The organism is Paenibacillus sp. cl130, assembly GCF_900116035.1.
Classification (GTDB): domain Bacteria; phylum Bacillota; class Bacilli; order Paenibacillales; family Paenibacillaceae; genus Paenibacillus; species Paenibacillus polymyxa_B.
Genome location: NZ_FOYG01000005.1, coordinates 256,497 through 279,491 on the forward strand (window position 1 = coordinate 256,497; position 22,995 = coordinate 279,491).

A 22,995-nucleotide genomic window follows, 5' to 3' on the forward strand; every position below is an offset into this window, starting at 1 on the left:
TTGATGAAATCAGGGAAAGAGAGAGGGAAGGATATATGGTAAAAAAAATTATGGAGTTGATAACCAACGCTTCAGTAGATGGAGATGATGGTATTTTAGTAGTTGCTTTGAAGTTGCTAAAGAATCAATGTAATTTAGAAGAATTAGAAGGTGACTACTATATTCAGCTTGTTAATATGATTTCTTTAGTTAAGGTGGAAAGCACAAAGGCACTTTTAATTGAGACCATTGTTGAGTCTCCTGATTATGTCACTGGAAATGAATTCTTAGATGAATATGTAGGACTTTTATCACGAGGCGCGACTAACGTTGAGGAAGCAGCAAGATGTTTAGGTGCATTTACCGCTGCGGGCTCTACTAACAATGAAATATTTTTGCAGCTAGCTGAGAACTTAGATCATGAGTTCGCCATCGAAATATTAGTTTCAATGGGCCGCTCTAAATGGGGGGATGTACCTAGCCATCTAGAGTCATTCGCTCGACGGGTTCAAATAGCACAAAGAATAAGATATCGTTCAGCGGTAATTGGAGCTTTCTTGTTAATTGTGCATCCGTTGTGTTCAGAATATGCTCATATCAGTTCGTTATCTTTTGGATATCCATTTACTGAATCTGCTGTGAACGATTGGGCGTGGGTAACTCCAAAAAACACAGAAAAAATAGTAGCAAAGAAAATAGTAACTCCAAAGGAAGCAGATGTATTGGTGAAATTAGGTGGCTTATTACGAAGTAATGTGAATTTAAATTTAAGAGAAACTAAAAAACTTTATGCAGAATTTTTTGAAGATAAGAATCCGTTTGATGTTATTTATACTTTGCCAGAGTAGTTTCAATTTTAGGGGAGGCAGATTGGCAAATCAAGTGCAGCGAATTTTTTGAATGACTTATGAGCCGTTTTCTAAAAATCACACTAGTCTGCAAGATAGAAAGGCACACTTTTGATGACAGGTCACAGCTTTATAGTGTTACTAAAAGATACATGGGATACCTGGCCACAGGGAAGGGGAGTAGATGCTCATTCAACGGTTTTTGAATTATGGCAGTAAGGAAGATTTTTTTGTAAAGGTTAAGGTTGACATGTTATTTACTAGATCTCTTTAGAAAAGAGCGACGGTATTGACTTTGGCGTAGAATGACGCTTTCGTCGATATCGTCGCTTTTTTAGGTTAAAAAGTGGGCAGTAGAATTAAGCCAACCTCTTTTTAAACTTTTTTTTGTTTTTTTCTCCTTTTGAAAAAAACAACTTATAGCAACAAAAAGCGTATGGTATCATTACTAGTGCTTTATTCCGCAAATAAAACGGTTCTTTAGAATCAAACTTTACTTGAGAATTAAGGGAAATGTGGAATGAGGCGAGCTGCTATTAATATCTTCATTTTATGATAGTTATATACGATTAAATAAATTTATTTTTGGAAATCCCCTTTACTTTCCTCCACTTCAGAAGGCAAACTCATTTAGTGAAAACTACCTCAAGGAAATTTTTGATAAATATATGTTATGTATAGCTGAAAAAGCTGTTAATGTGAAAGGGGTGTCAGCTTGTTTAATAGGGTTTATACAAGCGGGGATTAGTGAAAAAGAAATAATTAAGAAGTTGGAGGAGAACTTAGAGAAAGAACACTTAATAAGTGTTCTCTCAAGAATGTACATCAATTATTTTGCTAATTCTGTAGAAGCCAAATCTTACTTAATGAAGGAAGTACAAGAGGCCTATTATATAAGCCAGCGTTCTGGAATCGTCGCTCAATTTTTATTATTAGTGCATCCACACGTTCGGAAATATGCGGGAATAAGTCAGATCACTTTCTTATATGATTCATACAGAGGTGTGTATGAAGATTGCTGGCCAAGAGGGTTACTTCCTAATATGAAAGACACGCTTATTAAGTCAAAGGTGTTGTCATCAAAGGAAGTAAGTATTTTAGAACAGTTGGATAGGTTAATCAACATGCAAGAAGAATTAGATTCGATGGAAGTCAGAAAATTGTATGAAGATTTTTTCGAAGGTAAAGATCCACTTGATGATATGTTCCTGTGGTTAAGCGGATTTAGCCCACCTTATTTAGAAGATGCTGGTTTTGTGGTAAATACCAATTTCGAATGAACCTGTCATTCGACTAATAACACACTGCATTTGCATACTGGTTCGGTGACGACGGATTGTAATATTTAAAATATTGTATGGGTTTTGACCATTCCATTTAAGCTTGATACAATAGGTTAAACTAAGTGGAGATACTTCAATATAGAATGGTGTGGTCTAAACTTGCAACATGAAAACGAACTTTTGGATGTATGGTTGTCTTTGTCTCACATCCATTCCACTTTAAATGATAAGTTAGAACAAGCTCTGCTACAAAATTATGATTTATCCTTGAAGGAGTTTTATGTGTTGGGTTTTATATCCAATTCCGAGGAAAAAAAATTACGACTGCAGCAACTTCAAGAATTGGTGGGATTAAGTCAAAGTGCGACATCGAGACTCGTAGTGAGAATGGAAGCCAAAAACTGCGGGGCTTTACAAAGATATACATGCGAGGATGATCGACGAGGTGTGTATACTCGGATTACGGAATTAGGTGAAAATAAATTCGAGCGTGCACTTCAAACCTTTAATCAGGTGTTACAATCAGAACTTCAGAAAGATGGAGTGAAGTCACAATTTCAAACTCTTACGCAAAAGCTATTTTAGACTTTGCAACCTGTGTATATCGTTCTTAGTTTCCTTAGGGTAATATGTGGCTTGAACGTTGTGCCACGAAAGGCTCTTTACAGGGGCTTAGTTTATTACCCTAGACGATTCAATAGAAATGTTATGATTGGAAAGTGAACATTTACATGATTGTGCATGCATGTTTTAATTAAGCTCCCAACCATGTGCGCATAGAAACGCCCTTCCGAAACTCCTCCTCATAAGGAGGAGTTTTATCGTCTGGAACCGCCGCCAGCCCCCTTTGCTTAAGAAACTGAGGCCGTATTGCGCTTTTCCTTGGCGTTGCCGCGGTCGCGACGACTTAGCAGAAATCCGACCAGAGATGCCGTGGATTGCTGGAAAATCATCCCGAGTACAACAGGCAGTGCTACCGGGGCCGGGAAATAGGTGATGGCCAGCACAGCTCCCGCGCTAATATTACGCATGCCGCCGTTAAAGACAAGCGCCGTACGGTCTGCATTATTCCACCGCATCAGCCCTGATATCAGATAACCGATCGCATATCCAGTGGAAGCAAGGACGACTATGGATAGGCATACTCCAACAAGCTTGAGATTAAAATCGACCAGATAAGGCGCGATGACAGATCCGTTAATCATGACGACAAGAGCCATAGCCAGCTTGGAGAACGGGCCTAGCCGAGGTCCCCATACCTGCTTGATCTTCCCTTTAGTCCATTCGTTCAATACCATGCCGATTAGCGAAGGAACGACAATCATCCAGAACAGACTCTGCATCATCGCCCAGGTATCGAGATGCACATCCGCTCCGATCAGCAGGGACATGATGCCCGGCACGGCGAATGGGGCCAAAATCGTATCAATTAGAATGATCGCCAATGTCAGCGCCGTGTTGCCTTTATAGATGTTGACCCACACGAAGCTGGAAATACCTGTAGGGATAGCTGCACCAAGAATAAGTCCAGTGATCGTATAAGGATCATTACTGAAGGCCAGATGCCCCAGCATCATGGCGAGAAGCGGCATGGCCAGGTGAAGAATAAACAGACAGGCGATCAGCGGACCAGGATGCTTTATCACATGGACAAAATCCTTAAACCCCATACTGATGCTGCCCGCGAAGGTCATGAATGCAAACAGCCAGGGAGAGAGTTCGGTATATTGTGACAACGGCGTACCGATCAGGACGCCAATTAAAATGCTGATTGGTGTAATTAGCGGCATAGCTGCATTTAGTCTTCGATTCAACGTGAGGAGCATACAAAACTTCCTTTTTTAACCTTAAGTATAGACCTTGCACCCCTGATTCGTAAATGATCTGTGACCTTGCGGTAGCCCGATAGAAGCAAATTTGAACGCTCCTGATGAACATAGATCAACCCTTCAAATTATTTCGATATTCCAAAGGAGAGCAGCCCATTATTTTTTTGAATAGCCTGGAGAAGTAGTAAGGGTCCCTAAAACCGAGTTGTATGCTAATTTCTTTAATAGAAGCATTCGTCAAATCCAAAAGCTGACTGGCCCTCTGTATCTTCATTCTTAAATAGTAATCGACAGGAGAGTAGCCGGTGGATTGCTTGAATATCAAGTTCAGATGCTGCTTGGATACCTGAACATGCCGACTAAGCTCCTCAAGCGAAAGGGTGGATTCCAATTGTTCACTCATATAGCGTGTTGCCTTATCCACATGACTCTGGTACGTACTGTCTTCCTTGCGAAATGCAACCGATACAACAAAACTCAGCAGATAACGGATAGTTTGCGATACTTGAACTAAATGTATGCTGGAGTATGATTTGTTCAGTAAAAGGTCGTAACACTGATGAAATAGCTCCAGTAGTTTGACTTCATCACTGGAGGCCATTGAAATATACGTTTTAAAAGGCTCAAATAATGCCATAAAATCATCAGCTTGGTCCCCTTTAAGATGAAACCAGTAAATCGTCCAAGGATCTCCATCGTCAGCCCCATAAGCATGTGGCATGTCCCTGGGAATGTACGCAAAGCTTCGCTCCGTCATGTCAATCGTTAGGCCATCCTTTGTTCGTATCCAACCTTTTCCGCTGGCACAGTAGATGAATATATGAGAGTCACATCCGTGCATTCTTTCACGAAAATGATGGCGGGCATGGCTGAAGCAGCCTATGTCCGTAATATATAGATTTTTTGTAAGCGGATTCATATTTAATTTATCCAGCATATAGGGTGGAAGGACATATAACTTTTCACCCTCAAATCCATCAGCTTTCTTATTCATAATCTATCCATCTCCTAGCCTTAGGCGGCTCTAATGATGAAATACGTATATAATCCATCATAAACAGTGGATTGTCAATTGTCTGTAATGTCGCTTACTTGTAAGCTCTGAATATAAGAGCGACTATGAGGGAGTGATGGAATTGAGCATCTTCGACGCTAAGGCACGCGTGTGGGAGGAAACCGTGCAGATCCCCACATATGGAATTGGCAAACCCGACAAAAATCCAATGTTTCTGGAGAAACGTGTCTACCAGGGAAGTTCTGGTCGAGTGTATCCGCATCCGGTAATTGATAAAATTGAGGATGAGAAGAAGCTTGAATATTACCAAATGGTTTTTCTGGAAAATAAATATTTACGCATTGAGATCATGCCGGAACTGGGAGGCCGCATTTATCGTGCGGTCGACAAGACCAACGGTTACGATTTTGTTTATTATAACAGGGTCATCAAACCAGCGCTTGTGGGCTTATTGGGGCCGTGGATATCTGGAGGCATTGAGTTCAACTGGCCTCAGCATCACCGTCCCAACACTTACGGACCCGTTGAATACAAGTTGGAAGAACATGAGGACGGAAGCGCAACGGTATGGGTGAGCGAAATTGATCGTATGTTCGGCACGAAAGTAACAGCTGGATTTACACTCCAACCGGATAAAGCATACCTTAAAGTTGGGGCCCAGCTATACAACCGGACTGCCGAGCCTCAAACGTTTCTATGGTGGGCCAATCCAGCCGTAGCGGTACATGAGCACACACAATCTGTTTTTCCTCCAGACGTATCAGCCGTGTTCGACCATGGAAAGCGAGATGTATCCCGTTTCCCGATCGCTACAGGCACTTATTATAAAATGGATTATTCTGAAGGCGTAGATATCTCCCGATACAAAAATATTCCTGTCCCCACTTCATATATGGCCTATAAATCGGATTACAATTTCATAGGTGGTTACGACCATATGAAACAAGCCGGGCTTTTGCATGTGGCCAACCATCATATCTCTCCCGGAAAAAAGCAATGGACATGGGGAAATGGCGAATTTGGCCAAGCATGGGACCGGAATCTAACAGACGAAGATGGTCCCTACATCGAGTTGATGACGGGGGTATATACCGATAACCAACCAGATTTCACTTGGCTTCAGCCGTATGAAGAAAAATCGTTCTCGCAGTATTTTATGCCTTACAAACATATTGGTATGGTCAAAAACGCTTCAATTGACGCAGCCGTTAATTTGGAATTAAATCGCAGCGAAGGGACAGCACAGATTGGAGTCTATGTAACTTCGTCATTTCGTGACGCTGTTGTGAAATTAAGTAGTCAGCGGAAAGTTTATATCCAAGAAACCTTAGATCTGACACCTAATAAGGCCTTTATGCAGAAGACAGTTATTTTGGCTGAGGATGAGGATTATGAACTATGCTTAACCGTCAAAGACGCGACCGGAAGGGAGTTGATTAGCTATCAGCCGAAGAAAAAGGAAGTTGAACAGATGCCGGCTGCTGCCGCCCCCCTGCCAGAACCGGAGGAATTAAGAACGAACGAAGAATTGTATTTAGCAGGACAACACTTGGAGCAATACCGTCATGCTACCTTTGAACCCGAGGCGTATTATCTTGAGGGCCTGAAAAGAGATGAAAATGACAGCCGTATAAATGTGGCATATGGTACGTTGTTTCTTCGTAGAGGATTGTATTCAGAAAGTGAAGAGTGCTTTCGTAAAGCTATCTCGCGGGTAACCTGGCGTAACTCTAATCCCTATGATGGTGAGGCCTACTACCAGCTTGGTTTGTCGCTAAAACACCAAGAGCGGATGGATGAGGCGTTTGCTGCATTTTATAAATCAGTATGGAGTGCGGCATGGCAAGACAGCGGGTACTTCTCACTGGCACAGATTGCGACAGAAAAAGGGAACTATGAAGAAGCGTTGGAACTCGTGGAGCGCTCGACAATCCGAAATGCTCGCAACTACAAAGCACGCAACCTGAAGTCGGCTATTCTTCGTAAGCTTGGCAGCTACGAAGCGGCAATAGCCTATTCCAAGGAAACGATTAAGCTCGATATCGCCGATTTTGGAGCTTACCGTGAGCAAGCATTATCATTAGAGGCTCTCGGGTTACGAGATGATGCTAAAACGGTCTTCGAAGAGCTGGAAAAATGGATGCGTGGAGATGTGCATAATTATATAGCAGTAGCATCGGACTATGCAGCGGCGGGACTCTATGAGGATGCAGTATGTGTGTTGGAAAAAGCTCCAGAGCAGGCGAAAACATACCCTATGCTGCATTACGTTCAGGCCTTCTGCTATGCTAAAATCGGCAAGTATGAGCAGGCGAATAATGCTCTCGCGCAGGCCGCAGTTGCAGTTCCCGACTACTGCTTTCCTAACAGTCTGTTGGAGTTGGATGTGTTACAATTTGCAATTCGAACGAGACCGGGGGATGGAAAGGCGCATTATTACTTAGGTAATTTACTCTATGACAAGAAACGGCATTGGGATGCCATTTCCAGCTGGGAAACGTCTCGTTCCATTGACGATACTTACCCCGTTGTTCACCGTAATCTTGCTCTTGGATATTTTAACAAACAAGGCCAAGTAAAGAAGGCTCGCCATTCGTTAGAGCAGGCCTTTGCGTGCAATACTTCAGACGCGCGTGTTCTTTATGAGCTTGACCAGCTGTATAAGAAGCTGAACATCAAGCCCAACGACAGATTGAACCTAATGGAGAGTTATCCGGGAATCATAAAGCTTCGCGATGATCTGTTTTTGGAATATGTAACCGTTCACAATACGATGAAGCAGCATAAAATAGCGTTGTCCTTGCTGACAGGGAGAATATTTCATCCATGGGAAGGCGGAGAGGGGAAGGTAACTGGACAGTATAGGCTTGCCAAGGTAGAGCTTGCGAAGTCCGACCTGAGGTCTGGGCAGATTGAGCAGGCTGTAAAAGGGCTGCGGGAGGCTCTAGTGTATCCAGAGAATCTTGGCGAAGGTAAGCTAGAGGGTTCCCGAGATAACGATATCTACTATTATTTGGGCTGCGCGTATGAGCTATTGAAATTAACAGATGAGGCAAGGCAGGCTTTTTCCACGGCCTCTCAAGGACAGGGGGAACCCATTAACGCCATGTATTATAACGATCAACAGCCGGATATGATATTTTACCAAGGATTGGCCTGGCAGAAACTTGGTTATGCGAAGGAAGGCAATCGTCGATTCAACAAGCTCATTGATTACGCCGAAAGGCACTTGTTCGAACCCGTGAAAATGGATTATTTTGCGGTTTCGTTACCCGACTTTCTCATCTTTGAAGATGACCTGAATAATCGTAATCAGGTTCATTGTACTTATATGAAAGCACTTGGTTTGCTTGGATTAGGACGACAGGACGAAGCTATCTTGCATTTTGAATCGGTGCTTAAGCTGGAAGCTAACCATCAAGGAGCATTGAACCATATGGACTGGAGCTGGGAGGGGAAATCAAATGAGTAATCTCATGAGAAATGTACCGCGCAAATTGACGATCACCATGTGGGACTTTTCTTGGTATACAATGACGCAAGAAGGTGAGCCCTACAGCGATCTTGAAGCCCGTTTTAAAGAAGCGGTCGAAAGAGGGTACAATACGATCCGAATATGTGCTATGCCATTCATGTTGTTTACAGCGGATGGCAAACGTCCTGGACCCTTGGAGTTTGCTAACCTTGGGGAAGTAGGTCAGCGTACGCGTTGGTATAACTGTCGTGGCGGCGCAGTGCTGGACGGGCATGCTCATTTACTTGAACTGTTTAAACAAGCAAAGGCTCATAACTGTTACATTATGTTATCCTCTTGGGAATATCAGCAGAGTCCCAGCTTTCTGGCTCATGCTGAGCTTAGAGATGAATTAGCTGCAATACCTCCTAAGGAGAGATTCATGGCCATTGCAAAATCAATGGATCAGTTGATCCGTTTCGTCACAGCAGAAGGCTATAGGAACCAGATCATCTATACAGAGTTGCATAACGAAGTGGAATTTGGGCAGTTAAACGCTGTTGGGACGTCTGAAGGCATAGCCGAAACGAATGTACCAGCGCTTATTGAAGCCATGCAGCCCTATGTAGAAGAAGCGATTGAATATCTTCGCCAATGTCATCCCGATATTATGATGACGGCAAGCTATACGTTAAATGAAGCCTACCCTAAAGCTTACGTCGCGCGCAATATGCAGGTTGCCCATTTTCATCTTTATATTAAAGGGGTGCTCAATGAGCTTATGGAAGCGGCAGGGCTTTATGATGAGTTGGCGCCGTTCCCCAATCCATTCGTACAATCCCTATTAAGAGAAGATGCTCCTCCATTTGCAAAGTGGACCCTGCCTCCGGAGCAGAATTGGCGGATGGAAGGCAATCCAGTCGGCATGAGGCTTATTTATTTACACGACTGGGTAGATCCCGACCAATGGGATTTATTTTTGTACGATCGGTATGGAGACCATAAAATTGCCATGTTGCAGAAGGCCGACACCCGTTTAGAAGAAATTCATGAATGGACTCGTCATTCCGGTATTCCAATAGTCATAGGAGAAGGTTATGTAGGCTACACGCCGCTGTATGCCCAATTTGAAGAAGGCCCAGTCGGCAAATTTATCGCTGAATATGTGTTGCGAAAAGGAATGGCACTTGGGTTCTGGGGAATGACCCTCTGCTCTAACTGTGCTCCCCATCATCCATTCTGGAATGATATCGCTTGGCAGCGCAAATGGAATCAATTTATCTTGAATTCAGATTAACGAGTGAGGGGAGTGAACTCCATGAGAAACTATCGGGTTACAGTCAAAGACGATCAAAAGCATATTGTTAAAGGACATATCAAACTTGGCGGCACCAATCCCAAAGGAGAGGAAATCGGATTCACCAACTATTTTATGGAGAAGGATGGAGAGCCCTTTTTCGGTATTTGTGGTGAATTCCATTATGCCCGTTATGATGAACGCTATTGGGAAGACGAAATTATTAAAATAAAAATGGGCGGCGTAAACATCATTGCCACTTATATTTTTTGGAACCTACATGAAGAAGTTGAAGGTATTTTTGATTGGAGTGGGAACAAAAATCTTCGTCGTTTCATCGAGTTGTGCGGCAAGCATCAGGTATACTCCATGATTCGGATCGGACCCTTTGATCATGGGGAAATTCGAAACGGCGGTATGCCGGATTGGTTATTCGGTCGACCATTTGAGGTTCGTTCTAATGATGAGGGGTATCTGTTCTATACAAGAAGAATGTATAACGAAATCGGTACCCAGGTTAAAGGGTTGTTATATAAGGAGGGGGGGCCAATTATCGGCACCCAAATCGAAAACGAGCATAATCATTCATCTGCCCAGTGGGCCTTGACTGTAGGAATTAATGATATGTGGTTAAACAGTGGAAGTGACGGTAACTCGCATATGTTAAAACTTAAAGAAATAGCTCTGGAAGCAGGGATTGATACTCCGATCTATACGTGCACAGGATGGGGAGGAGCGACAACTCCTGTACCTGATATGCTGCCATTATGGGGCGGGTATGCCTATTGGCCATGGATCTACTACGAAGAGGGACGGTTGGAGGGGATGAACGAGCATCCTGCGACACCGGAATACATTTTCCGAGACAAGCATAATAACAAGATTCCAAAGAGCTACAATTTTGAGCCTCAATACGCGCCTGAAGACTATCCGTACGCTTGCTGTGAAATGGGTGGCGGCATGGTTCAGTTTTATAAATATCGATTCGCATTTCCCTACCGTAGTGTTCCAGCGATGACTGTCATGAAGGTTGCAGAAGGCTGTAACCTGATCGGATACTACATGTATCATGGGGGTTCCAATCCTCGAGGTAAGGTTAACCCGTTCACAAATGATCTAGCCACTCCTAAAATATCCTATGATTTCAACGCTATGATCGGCGAATTCGGCCAAGTAAGGGAATCATACCAAAGAACAAAGCTGCAGCATTACTTTTTTTCAACGTTCCAAAAGCAATTCTCACTAACAAAGACAATTCTGCCAGGGGATACGTCCCAGATGGACCCTTATGATGTGGATACGTTACGATATGCAGTGCGATCCAGTGCCGGATCGGGTTACCTGTTTCTAAATAATTTTCAAGACCATGTCGAAAATTACGACCTGTGCGATTTTAATGTGAGTATTGAGCTACCCGAGGAAACAATTGTAATCCCTAGCCAAGGTGAACTGACGTTAGGACGTGATAGTTTTGCCATATTGCCATTTAACTTCAATTTAGATGGAATGAAACTCAAATATGCTACGGCACAGCTGATAACAAGGATAGAAGAGGATGGAGAAGCATATTATTTTTTCTTTGTACCAGAGGGCATGCAAGGAAGGTATGTAATGGAGTCAAAAGATATAATCAGTGCCACAATCGACAAAGGTTCGATAGAGCAATTGGATGGGAACACGATCATTAAGGTTGCTGAAGAGGAGGATAGTCTCATCCATCTGGTATCTGAAAGTGGTCAAAAAGTTGCCATCTATACGATGACTGATGAGCAAAGTCTTACATTTTGGAAGGTAAACATGCAAGGCCGGGACAGAGTCATTTTGACAAATGCCAATGTACTTGTATCTGAGGGCGATCTAAGGCTGGAATCAACGGACCAAGAAATGGTAACCCTGAGTGTATTCCCGGATTTTGACGCCTCATTCACATCGATTTCCGGTGGAGAACTGCTTGAAATAACAGAAAACAATGTATTCAAAACATATCGTTTAAAGGCTCCTAAGAAAGAAATTCATTTCAATTTGAAAAGGATAAATAACGATAAATTTACCCTTGATTTCGAATTAGATGCCTTTCACGGAATCAAGGAAGCTCTGCTGCGTATCCATTATACTGGAGATATCGGTTATGCTTTTATTGATGGCGAATTGATCAACGATAATTTCTGCAACCATACGACCTGGGAAATAGGTTTGAAAGCATTTGAGCATCGGCTCATCGAGCAAGGGTTGTACGTATATGTTTCTTCCATTCGAAAAGGTAAGGTTCTCAATAGCAATACGACCATGGCTGGCTGGAAAGAGACGACAAAGGAAAGTATTGTAGATATCGGTTCGGTTAGCCTTGTGCCTGTATATGAAATCAAAATCACCATATAACCCAGAAGGTTACATGGTGATTCCTTTCCAGACTAATTTCACATAAAGTAAGGGGCCAGTGAATACATGAGTATTTTTTATTTTCTTAATGTGTTTTTAGTAGATACCGGCTTTTTTCGATGTTTGTTTGATCCCGTTGCTTCCGTTAACTACAGTTTTTCCCCAATCCGTCAGATTGCCATTAGGTCCTGTTACAAGATCAAGGTAGGAAAGGTTGGAACTATTACCATACCAGGACCAGGCTAACCAGCCTACTCCTTTGGATTGGCCATATCTCATGATTTCTGTCTCGTCGACGTCTGCTCCCTGGTGGTAACCGCCAAATTCACCAATAATCAGAGGAAGTCCTTGATTCAGAACGTTATCAATATTGGTTCGAACAGTTTGAACATCTTTACCCGCGAACTCATACATATGGATGGAGAATACCGTATTCTTCAAAGAATCAGCTGCAAATACAGATTTACCAAAGTCATTGATAGACTGAGGATATTGTCCCCATCCGGCACAATCGACGATGAGCGTATTTTTGATACCTGCGTTTCTCAACTTGGGAATCGCTTGCTTGTATCCATCAGCCCAACCACTTCCATTCCAAGAACCATACCATTCGTTCGCAATGTTTACGATAACCCGGTCTTCCTTGCCGATCAGAGCATCCTTTATGCTAATCCAGTAGTTCACAGCTGCATCCAAAGACGCATAGTCGTCTTTGCCTGTAGCATCATGAACTTCAAGTACAGCAATCATTTTATGGTTGGAGACAAGAGAGATAATATTTTTCACGGAATTAATGTCATCCTTGGTGTACTGGTTTCCGTCAGAAAGGACAATTCGGACGGTATTAGCACCTGTCTGGGCAATTGCCGGGATAGCTGTATAAAGATCATTTTTGTACCATGTGTGAGCATGATTGACGCCTCTCATAACAAATGGCTTGCCTGTAGAATCATACAATTTGGTACCGCTTACATAAAATCCTGAAGCAGCTTCTACCTTGGAGAAAACTCCTCCTAAACCAATCATGATGAGCAAGCCGACCAGTCCAGACAATAATGCTTTTCTTAACAATACCTTCATTTTTATTCCTCCCTAAATATATTATTCAACTTCCTGCTATACAGAGATGAAGTAGGTATGTAAGTGTGTAAATAGCAGTAAGCTAAACACAAATTAATCGTTTTCAATTTGGAGAAAAGTTATTTTTGTTATTCTATCATTTGAATTTTTGTTATTCAATTAATTTTTTTAGTTATTTTTTGTGTTTTCTAATCATAAACACATAGATTTATTATTTAAGTGAGATTTTCTATGGTATCATTGTATTTATTGCTTATATTTGTTTGAAATTTAGTTTGTTTCAATAAAACTAACCTAACTTTTTTGCTTTAATATATCTGATTTATGTAGATAAACCTAACGTTGTACTTGGCTAATTATCTTGAACAAAGGCGAGATCTAATCGGACAGCAATACCTAAGCTTCACCGCGATATTAAATTATAGTATGATATTCTTGTGAAAAATTTTACCAGAGTGAATAGGGGCAAGCTGATGAGAAAACCAATCATTGCAGTCGATATGGACGATACCATCTGTCATCTCGTCAAACGAGCCATATACCATAACAATAGTGAATTTCCCACTCATACGCTTCGGTATGAAGAAATGTTAGATTGGAACACCGATCATCTACGTCATCCCAAGAGCACGCATGATGTATTTTATGGGCGACCGGGTTTGTTTGAGGAACTTGAACTGTATGACGAGTATGTTGTAGAAGAGATGGAGAAGCTTTGCAATGATTTTGATGTCATTATTGTGACAGCGGCAGAACCCAAGACCGTCGTAGAGAAATGGAACTGGCTTCAAAGACATATGCCATTCATTCCGATTGAGAACTTTTTCCCATGTAAACGAAAGAACCTGATTAACTATGATCTCCTGATTGATGATGGTCCTCATAATTTAGTGCCTGCGCTAGAGGAGGGGAAAAAGGTGCTTTGCATTCCTCATCCATGGAATCTGAGAGTAAGAGAGCAATATGAGTTCCCCGTCATGACATCCTGGCAAGGAGCAAAAGAACGAATCGACTCCATTTTAGGAGTTCTGTATAAATAATAGAACCATTCGTAAAACAGCTGGCTCCTTTGGAACTGGCTATTTTGCTAGAAAGAATAGCACTTATGATTGAAATAAAATGGTACAATTGATATGCATTATCCATGAGGAGGGAACGTGTATGACCATGACTATGGGTCAGATTGTGAATCATCTGACCAAGGGAATAAGCATACCCAACACCACCGTAGATCTACTGGACCCAGGATATATAGATACTGAGGTGCAAGGAATTGTAACCGCTTTCTCCGCTTCGCAGTATGTGATAGAACAAGCTATTTCTCTAGGTGCAAATTTTATCATTACGCATGAAGGCATCTTTTATAGTCATCAGAGAATGCATGAATGTTTACTACATGATCCTGTTTTTTTGCAAAAATCTCGCCTCATTGCCGATGCAGGTATAGGCATTTATCGGTTTCATGACGCCATACATCGTTATCAACCGGATGGAGTGATGGTTGGGCTTCTTCAGGCGCTTGGCTGGCACAACTACATTGTGAAACAACAGCCGACGGCCGCCATTTTGACTATTCCGGCTATGGAGGTTAAGGAGATCGCTGAATATATCAAAGCCAAACTACATATTCGTTATGTACGGGTGGCTGGTGAGGTTTCCATGCCATGTGAACGAGTGGGAATCTCAGTAGGATACAGGGGAGGTGGTGAACTAGCCATTCCATTATTTCTAAATGAAAATGTGGATTTAGTCATTGCCGGTGAGGGCCCAGAATGGGAAACACCAGAATATGTTAAAGATGCTGTCTATCAAGGGCAAAGTAAAGCACTTATCATGCTGGGACATGCTGAAAGTGAAGCACCTGGGATGAAGTATCTCGCAGATGTACTTTCCGCCCAATTTCCAATGCTCCCCGTACACTTTATAGAAGATCGCCCGGTGTTTCAAATATTGTAATGAGAACACGTCTTTTGTGATGGTCATCCAGCACTGCTGTTATATCCGTTCATCCACTTTATGAAATGGAGGCAAGATGATGGGAAGCAGAGTGATTATGCCGTTCAAAACGGACTGGAAGTTTATAGAGGGTAATTACGCAGGTGCTGAGAAAATGGACTACAACGATGAGCATTGGCGACTCCTTCAAGTCCCTCATGATTGGAGCATTGAAAAGTCCTTTGATCCGCATATGCTGTATGGTGGCAATCAAGCTTATTTGCCGAGATGGTCTGTCGGGTGGTACAGAAAGCATTTTAATGTGAAGCCCTCCTCTCCAAAACAGCGCGTATACATACAATTTGATGGCATTCACAGTAACAGTGAGGTTTGGATCAATGGGCATTTTGTGGGCAAGCGACCCTATGGATATGTTAGCTTTCAATATGATTTGACTCCATATATTCGGTGGGATGAGGAGAATGTGATTGCCGTCAAAGTGGACAATACGATTCTTTCACCTGATAGATGGTATTCGGGGGCCGGTATTTATCGTAATGTTTGGCTGATTTGTACGGATTATATTCATATAACCGAATGGGGGACTTACATTACCACACCTGAAATTTCGCCAGATGAAGCCAAGGTGACTGCCAGAATCCAGGTCACTAATCATCACGCGCATGCCGTAGAGTGTACGATTATGACTGAAATGCTGGACCCACAGGGACAGATCAAAGGAAAAGTGGAAAACCGAGTAACTCTTTCGGGCTGTGAAACGGGGGAAATAGAGCAAAAAGCGCGACTTTTAGAGCCAGAACTATGGTCACCGGACAACCCAGTGCTCTACGAAGCTCAGACGACGATCTATTGCGACAATACAGAGGTGGATCGTTATTGTACTCCGTTTGGTATAAGAGAAATGAAGCTGGATACACAAAAAGGTTTATTGCTGAATGGAAGTAATTTAAAGCTAAAGGGAGTGTGCATTCACCATGATTTAGGCTGTCTGGGGGCTGCTTACCATGATACAGCCATGAAGAGAAGGCTGCAGAGGCTGAAAGAAATGGGCTGTAACTCAATTCGTTTTGCTCATAACCCGATGGCGCCCGAATTATTAGATTTATGTGATCAGATGGGGTTCTTGGTGGTTGATGAAGCTTTTGACAAATGGAAGTCTCTTTTCTATGAGCATTTATATGATGAGTGGTGGGAAAAAGATCTGGAAGCAATGTTGCTCAGGGACAGGAATCATCCCAGTGTTTTCATGTGGAGCGTTGGGAATGAAGTGGAAAACCAAGGTCAGCCATCCATGCTCAAAATGTTGGAGCAGCTCGTGGGTTTCTGCCATGAAAAAGACCCAACCCGACCGGTTACATGTGCGCTTGAGCCGCATAATACACCGATCAGCTTGCGTGAGGGTTCGATTGAGGCCAAAGTGGAGCATACCAAACAGCTGGCACAACGAGTGGATGTTCTGGGGGTAAACTATCAGGAGCAGTGGTATGAGCACTATAGAGCGGCCATGCCGGATACGCTTATCCTTGGAACAGAAACATTCCCATACTATCGGGGTAAGGATAACCGGGTTAAAGGTTATTTGCCTATGAATCCCTGGTTTGATGTCGCTAATCATGATTATGTGATCGGTCAATTTGTTTGGAGTGGAATTGACTATTTGGGAGAAACGAGCTATCCCTCCAAAGGGTGGTCTTCGGGTCTGATTGATACTTGCGGATTCCGCAAACCAGTATCTTATCTCCAACAAAGTTTATGGTCTGATCAGCCTATTGTGCACATAGCCGCATTTAACGAACATATGAAATCGGAATTTAATCCGACATGGACGATGCACTGGAAATCTCCGGCTATGGAAGATCACTGGACATTTCCTGAATACGGTGGAAAATTGATACGGTTGGTTACTTTCACTAATTGTGAGAGTGTGGAATTGATCGTGAATGATGAATCATACGGTGAGAGGAAGCTAGTGGATTACCCTAATCATCTAATCCTATGGGAGCTTCCCTATACACCGGGCAAAATCCGGGCTGTGGGTCGTAATGGAAACGAGAAGGTTTGTGAGCATGAACTGACCACTGCCGGGGCTCCTTATGCTCTAAAGTTGGAGGCCGATCGGACGGTTCTACCTGCTGATGGGCATGAGATATCTCATGTGGAAGTAACGGTCATAGACCCAAACGGGATCATCGTACCTAACCAGGATTTTGATGTAATCTTTAAACTGCAGGGAGATGGTCGTATCCTTGGAATAGACAATGGGGATCTCACCAGCGATGAATCCTTTAAGGGGAATGAGAGACATACACACAGAGGAAGGTGTCTCGTTGTTGTACAATCCGGTTATGTGGCTGGTGAGTTGTTGCTTCAAGCGTCAGCAGATGGGGGGTTGCTGGGAGAAACCAGACTGAAAATAGAAGAAGAACCCAAATGATAATTCAAGGCTGATTCAGTATAGAGCTTGTATAGTTTAATTAAAAGGTCTGAACAGGTGGTGAATGCTTATGCCCTACCTGCTCAGACCTTTTTTAATATGTTTACAGCAGACGGTCAATAGCGATCTATGACTATAATTCTCTTTTTGACAAATAGTTTGGATACGAATAGAATGACTAATTATAATATAACTTATTAAAAGATTAATAAAAAGTGGTGATAAGGAGATAAGTAAATGCCAGTAGAACCCTCCATGAATCCCAGGGTAATTCGTAACATTTTATTTTTGTTATTCGCTTTACCGGGTGTAGCTTTTGCTTCCTGGGTGTCTCGAACGCCTATTATCCGGGATATTTTACATGTCTCGACTGCCGAAATGGGAATTATAATTTTTGGATTAGCCGCAGGTTCTTTAGTGGGACTACTTAGTGCGGGAAACATTATTTCTCGTATAGGTGCACGGGCGGTCATTTTGGTAAGTGCGATTTTGATTGTGATCGGTTTTGTCATTGTAGGGTTGGGAACTGCATTTTCGCTCACGAGCATCGTATTTGCTGGTTTGGTCATCTTTGGAGGTGGCTATGGGACAGCGGAAGTAGCTCTTAATGTCGAAGGTTCTGCGGTAGAAAATCAATTGCAAAAAACGCTTTTGCCTGCTTTTCACGGTTCATTTAGTATGGGGACACTTGTAGGTGCGGTTATTGGCTCTGGAGCAGCGGCACTACACATACCTGTTGTGGTCCATTTTGGAGCTATGGCTGTCATGATTGCAGCGGTAACTTTCTATTTTTATCGTTTTCTGCCCCGCGATACAGGTATAGAGAAAGAAGTACCTACTCAAAAGGTCGGATCTAATCTCAAGGTGCAGCTTGGTGTATGGAAAGAAAGACGGATTTTACTAATCGGTATCATCGTGTTAGGTATGGCGTTTGCAGAAGGGTCTGCGAATGACTGGCTGCCGCTAACGATGGTAGATGGTTATGGCGTGGATTCTTTAACAGGTTCCTATATGTATGGACTATTTGTGGCAGCGATGACCATTGGACGTTTTACTGGCGGATTCATACTGGATAAATACGGCCGTGTCCCTGTGTTGAAAGGGAGTGCTGTCCTGGCTGCTATCGGTATCATTCTAGTGATCTGGGGACAGCATTACCTCATGGCCGGACTGGGCGTCGTATTATGGGGGTTTGGAGCCTCACTTGGTTTTCCTGTGGGCTTATCTGCTGCCGGAGACGATCCTCGTGGTGCAGCTATCCGGGTTGGAGCCGTAGCCACGATCGGTTACATTGCCTTTTTAGTAGGCCCTCCAAGCTTAGGGTTTTTAGGTGAACATGTTGGACTTCTACATGCCTTGATTGTAGTGCTTGTTGGCGTTATTGTTGCTGGCTTGATATCGGGCGCAGCCCAACCTATTGGGATGAAAGAAAAAAATCAGATTAAAATATAAAGGGGATTGTCCCATGACTATGAAAACGGAAAAACAAAAGATGATGAATGGAGAACTTTATGTAGCTGCTGATCCTCAATTAACAAATGAAAGAGAGTATGCGAGAAGATGTGTACGTCTCTTTAATCAGACGGCAGAGACGGATCGTGAGTACCGTGAAAAGTTACTTAAGGAGCTTTTCGGATCAACTGGTGAAAATATAGGTATGGAACCCAACATACGCTGTGACTACGGATACAATATCCATGTTGGGGAAAATTTCTACGCCAACTTTGACTGTACCATTTTGGATGTTTGCGAAGTGCGCATTGGAGATAATTGTTTCATGGCTCCAGGAGTCCATATTTACACAGCGACTCATCCCATAGATCCGTTTGAACGAATCGCTGGCCCAGAGTATGGGAAACCTGTAACGATTGGCAACAATGTATGGATCGGCGGTAGAGCAGTTATTAATCCCGGTGTTACGATAGGTAATAATGTCGTAGTAGCATCAGGAGCAGTAGTAACCAAGGATGTTCCAGATCATGTGGTTGTAGCTGGAAATCCAGCACGAGTGATAAAGCAAATTAAAATCTCCTAAACAGCATACAGGCAAATCATTTAATATTTGTACCGATGATCCTATTAAAAGCGCTCCTTATTTTAATAGGATCATTTAATTTAAAGACTTGTATACTTATGGTCTTTAAGATTGAACTATACAGAGTAATAAATAATCATATTCACCCGAACCAGGGTTTCTCCTAGATTATAGTAAATGTGTGGGCGGTCTGCTTTAAAGCGGATCGAATCTCCAGCTTTAACCGTGTATATTTCCTCACTGACTTTTACCACCATCTCACCCTCAAATACCGTAATAAATTCTTCTGTACCTTCACGATGCGGCGCTGAACTCAGTTCTCCGCCTGCTTCAATCTCTACGGTGTAGACCTCAAAATTTCTACTGCCTTCATAGGGGAAAAACGGATACAACCGATATTGATTATTTTCTTCAAGCATTTGTACTTTGCTTTTAGGAACGACTACCGCATCTGAAGGTGGCTCATTAATCAGAGCAGTGAAAGAGATTTTCAAGCCGTTCGCAATTTTCCATACGGTTGTAATCGAGGGATTAGATTCTCCCCGCTCAATCTGACCGAGCATCGTTTTACTGATCCCCGTCAGATCAGCTAATTTATCTAAACTTAATTTTCGTTCATTTCTTAGATATTTCAAATTTTTACTTAAAATTAGATTAATATTCTCCATAATTCTTCGCTCCTATTGTGCTTTATAAAGAACATATTGTACAATCACAAAGTACAAATGTACGTTGCAACGTACATTTCATTCAATTATAACATACGGGAGTTGATTGTTGCATGCCGTTTATTCCGTTCCTTTCTTATGCACTTGTTACCAGCTTTACGCCAGGTCCCAACAATATTATGTCTTTAGACAGTGCCAGGCGGTTGGGTTTGAAAAAAGCATTCCCATTCTTGCTGGGAGTAACAGCAGGCTGTTTCGCGATTATGCTGTTAGCCTGCTATTTTAATCTTGCTTTGTATCATTTTTTGCCACGGGTTAAGATCTGGATGAATGTTCTCGGCAGTCTGTATATGCTTTATCTGGCGGTGAAAATTGCAAAGAGCAAATCCTCTACGGAGGATAATGATCACAATGAGGGATATTCCTTCAAATCAGGACTGTTGCTGCAATTTATCAATTTAAAAATCATTTTGTATGGTATTACGGTCATTTCAACGTTTGTAATGCCTTATGGTGTATCGTATATAGAGCTTATTACGATTTCATTACTCCTGACCTGTATTGGTTTTGTAGCTGTAGTGAGCTGGGCGATTTTTGGCGCTGTGTTTCAACGTTTCTTGAATAAGCATGAGCGTTCCTTCAATATCATAATGTCCTTATTGCTCCTTTATAGTGCACTATCGATATGGATGTAAATGAGTACCTTATTCATCATAGAAAAGAAAGGTTCCTGACTATAGGCAGGAGCCTTTTTTTCGTGTGAATTGAGCTTATTCTACGAGTCATAACATACAATCGGACAGAATGGATGAGTCTCCTGATCATTTAGCTGCAAAACGGGTATTACCTTAATAGATAAAGCTGTTGACATCTTGTATATACATGACTTAATCTTGTATATACAAGATGTTGAAAGCGTTATATTATTTTTTGCGCTACTTCATTTCGCAAGAAAGGAATGAGCATGAATGGAAGCAATGAACAAGACTTTAATTCCTCAAGATAAAGACTGGTGGCGTAAATCAGTAGTCTATCAGGTTTATCCCAAAAGTTTTAACGATACGACGGGCAAAGGAACCGGTGATATAAGAGGACTGACGCAAAAGCTGGATTATTTGCAAAAACTGGGTGTCGATATTGTCTGGTTGCAGCCTGTATATGTCTCACCACAACGTGATAACGGGTATGATGTAGCCGATTATTGCCAGATTAACCCCGATTATGGAACAATGCAGGATTTTGAAGAATTAAGCGAGGGCATCCGGGCGCGTGGGATGTACTTAATGATCGACATCGTGGTTAACCATTCTTCCACAGAACATGCCTGGTTTCAGGAGGCACGGCTTTCTAAGGATAGTGAGTATAGAGACTACTACATCTGGCGTGATCCAGCACCCGATGGTGGACCTCCAAACAATTGGGTTTCCAAATTTGGTGGACCTGCTTGGCAATATGACGAGGCAACAGGCCAATATTTCCTGACACTATTTGATAAGACTCAGGCGGATCTAAACTGGGAAAATCCCAAAGTCCGTCAGGAAGTTGTCAATCTGCTGGAATTTTGGGCTGAGAAGGGAGTTAGTGGTTTCCGACTGGATGTCATTAATTTGATTTCCAAGGATCAGCAATTCTCGGACGATGATAGAAGCACGGCTCCTGGCGACGGACGTAAGTATTATACGGACGGTCCACATGTGCATGAATACATCCATGAGTTACATGAGAAAGTATTTGCCAAACAGAATAGCGTCACTGTGGGTGAGATGTCCTCCACCTCACTGGATCACTGCATCCGTTATTCCAATCCAGAGAGAAAAGAATTGTCCATGACCTTTAATTTTCATCATTTGAAGGTGGATTACCCAAATGGACAGAAGTGGGAATTGATGCCATATGATTTTGAAATGCTGAAAAAGCTATTCTCGGATTGGCAAACGGGCATGCAACAGGGCGGTGGCTGGAGTGCATTGTTTTTTAATAATCATGATCAGCCAAGGGCAATCTCTCGCTTTTTGGATGATGGCGAATATCATGCGGAAAGCGCCAAGCTGCTGGCAACCACGCTACATGGTCTTCAAGGAACGCCTTATATATTTCAGGGTGAAGAGATTGGGATGGCCAACCCGCAGTGGGCAGACATTGAAGAGTTTCGGGATGTTGAATCTCTGAATATGTATCGTATCTTACAGGAGCAAGGCAAAAGTGCAGAAGAAGCATTGAATATCATTCGAGAGCGGTCTCGTGATAATTCGAGAACACCGATGCAGTGGGATGGTACTCGCAATGCGGGCTTCACTTCAGGTACTCCCTGGATTAAGGTAGATGAACGATATCCACAGATTAATGTTCAGGCTCAGTTAGAGGACCCGAACTCTATCTATCACCATTACCGTAAGCTAATTCAACTGCGTAAGACGGTGCAAGTCATTACCGATGGGAATTATCTACGCCTGGACGAAGCTCATCCTCAGGTCTATGCCTATCAACGCAGCAATGAAGAGGAGACTTTGATCGTCATCTCCAATTTTAGCGGACAGAATACGCAATTCCGTATACCGGATTCATTTTATTCATCATTAGAAAATCAAGCGTTGGATGCGGCTGAGCTCTTAATTGGTAATACTCAGCACGCCCCGGAGCTAAAACAAGTGATCTCTTTGACCCCATATGCTTCCTATATGTGGATTGTTCGTAGACTTAGTGAATAGTATGGAGACATCTAGTAGCACCCCGGGCAC

General features: G+C 42.6%; 17 protein-coding genes. 13 read left to right on the top strand and 4 right to left on the bottom strand.

Annotated features, from left to right (window positions below; translation table 11 throughout):
• The first annotated feature begins 35 nt into the window (after positions 1 to 35).
• The 3 genes from BM358_RS15855 to BM358_RS15865 all read left to right on the top strand — a co-directional run bounded on the left by BM358_RS15855 (position 36) and on the right by BM358_RS15865 (position 2,695).
• A complete protein-coding gene (locus BM358_RS15855; protein WP_028541094.1) occupies positions 36 to 827 on the top strand; it encodes a hypothetical protein in 792 nt (263 codons plus the stop codon).
• 668 nt (positions 828 to 1,495) lie between these two features.
• Positions 1,496 to 2,107: a hypothetical protein gene (locus tag BM358_RS15860; RefSeq protein ID WP_231517150.1), complete on the top strand. Its 612-nt coding sequence runs from the start codon at positions 1,496 to 1,498 to the stop codon at positions 2,105 to 2,107.
• Between the two features lie 162 nt (positions 2,108 to 2,269).
• Entirely contained in the window at positions 2,270 to 2,695 is a 426-nt protein-coding gene (locus tag BM358_RS15865; RefSeq protein ID WP_028541093.1) for a MarR family winged helix-turn-helix transcriptional regulator, read from the top strand.
• A gap of 266 nt (positions 2,696 to 2,961) precedes the next feature.
• On the opposite strand, the gene BM358_RS15870 is transcribed toward BM358_RS15865, so the two are convergent.
• Both BM358_RS15870 and BM358_RS15875 read right to left on the bottom strand, forming a co-directional pair.
• Positions 2,962 to 3,936, bottom strand: a complete 975-nt coding sequence (locus BM358_RS15870) for a bile acid:sodium symporter family protein (protein WP_023986870.1) — start codon at positions 3,934 to 3,936, stop codon at positions 2,962 to 2,964.
• 115 nt (positions 3,937 to 4,051) lie between these two features.
• The gene (locus tag BM358_RS15875) at positions 4,052 to 4,933 is read right to left on the bottom strand and encodes an AraC family transcriptional regulator (protein WP_028541092.1); all 882 of its coding nucleotides are present in this window, start codon (positions 4,931 to 4,933) and stop codon (positions 4,052 to 4,054) included.
• 136 nt (positions 4,934 to 5,069) lie between these two features.
• Here BM358_RS15875 and BM358_RS15880 point away from each other — a divergent pair, with 136 nt between their 5' ends.
• Genes BM358_RS15880 through BM358_RS15890 form a run of 3 tightly spaced genes read left to right on the top strand, consistent with a single transcriptional unit; the run spans position 5,070 to position 12,084 of the window.
• A complete protein-coding gene (locus tag BM358_RS15880; protein WP_028541091.1) occupies positions 5,070 to 8,426 on the top strand; it encodes a DUF5107 domain-containing protein in 3,357 nt (1,118 codons plus the stop codon).
• Entirely contained in the window at positions 8,419 to 9,705 is a 1,287-nt protein-coding gene (locus tag BM358_RS15885) for a cellulase-like family protein (RefSeq protein ID WP_028541090.1), read from the top strand. Before BM358_RS15880 ends, BM358_RS15885 begins: the two co-directional genes overlap by 8 nt.
• A 21-nt stretch (positions 9,706 to 9,726) precedes the next feature.
• Complete coding sequence (locus BM358_RS15890; protein ID WP_028541089.1) at positions 9,727 to 12,084, top strand: beta-galactosidase; 2,358 nt, start codon at positions 9,727 to 9,729, stop codon at positions 12,082 to 12,084.
• Positions 12,085 to 12,180: 96 nt separating this feature from the next.
• Here BM358_RS15890 and BM358_RS15895 read toward each other — a convergent pair whose 3' ends face one another.
• Positions 12,181 to 13,164, bottom strand: a complete 984-nt coding sequence (locus BM358_RS15895; RefSeq protein ID WP_028541088.1) for a glycoside hydrolase family 5 protein — start codon at positions 13,162 to 13,164, stop codon at positions 12,181 to 12,183.
• A gap of 473 nt (positions 13,165 to 13,637) precedes the next feature.
• Between BM358_RS15895 and BM358_RS15900 the strand changes: the two genes are divergently transcribed.
• The 5 genes from BM358_RS15900 (at position 13,638) to BM358_RS15920 (ending at position 19,589) form a co-directional block, all read left to right on the top strand.
• A complete protein-coding gene (locus tag BM358_RS15900; RefSeq protein ID WP_028541087.1) occupies positions 13,638 to 14,204 on the top strand; it encodes a 5' nucleotidase, NT5C type in 567 nt (188 codons plus the stop codon).
• 121 nt (positions 14,205 to 14,325) lie between these two features.
• Positions 14,326 to 15,120 (top strand): Nif3-like dinuclear metal center hexameric protein, encoded by a 795-nt coding sequence (locus tag BM358_RS15905; RefSeq protein ID WP_028541086.1) that lies wholly within the window; start codon positions 14,326 to 14,328, stop codon positions 15,118 to 15,120.
• A gap of 79 nt (positions 15,121 to 15,199) precedes the next feature.
• Positions 15,200 to 17,554, top strand: coding sequence for a glycoside hydrolase family 2 TIM barrel-domain containing protein (locus BM358_RS15910; RefSeq protein ID WP_028541085.1), 2,355 nt, complete (start codon positions 15,200 to 15,202; stop codon positions 17,552 to 17,554).
• Positions 17,555 to 17,791: 237 nt separating this feature from the next.
• The gene (locus BM358_RS15915; protein ID WP_049828371.1) at positions 17,792 to 19,006 is read left to right on the top strand and encodes an MFS transporter; all 1,215 of its coding nucleotides are present in this window, start codon (positions 17,792 to 17,794) and stop codon (positions 19,004 to 19,006) included.
• 13 nt (positions 19,007 to 19,019) lie between these two features.
• Positions 19,020 to 19,589 carry a sugar O-acetyltransferase gene (locus BM358_RS15920; RefSeq protein ID WP_028541083.1) on the top strand — a complete coding sequence of 190 codons (570 nt, stop codon included), beginning with the start codon at positions 19,020 to 19,022 and terminating at the stop codon, positions 19,587 to 19,589.
• Between the two features lie 116 nt (positions 19,590 to 19,705).
• Here BM358_RS15920 and BM358_RS15925 read toward each other — a convergent pair whose 3' ends face one another.
• Positions 19,706 to 20,257, bottom strand: coding sequence for a helix-turn-helix domain-containing protein (locus BM358_RS15925; RefSeq protein ID WP_028541082.1), 552 nt, complete (start codon positions 20,255 to 20,257; stop codon positions 19,706 to 19,708).
• Between the two features lie 113 nt (positions 20,258 to 20,370).
• On the opposite strand from BM358_RS15925, the gene BM358_RS15930 reads away from it, so the two are divergent.
• Together BM358_RS15930 and treC are read left to right on the top strand one after the other, a co-directional pair.
• Positions 20,371 to 20,952 (top strand): LysE family transporter, encoded by a 582-nt coding sequence (locus BM358_RS15930; protein ID WP_028541081.1) that lies wholly within the window; start codon positions 20,371 to 20,373, stop codon positions 20,950 to 20,952.
• A gap of 273 nt (positions 20,953 to 21,225) precedes the next feature.
• Positions 21,226 to 22,965, top strand: coding sequence for an alpha,alpha-phosphotrehalase (gene treC / locus BM358_RS15935; RefSeq protein ID WP_028541080.1), 1,740 nt, complete (start codon positions 21,226 to 21,228; stop codon positions 22,963 to 22,965).
• Positions 22,966 to 22,995 lie beyond the last annotated feature (30 nt).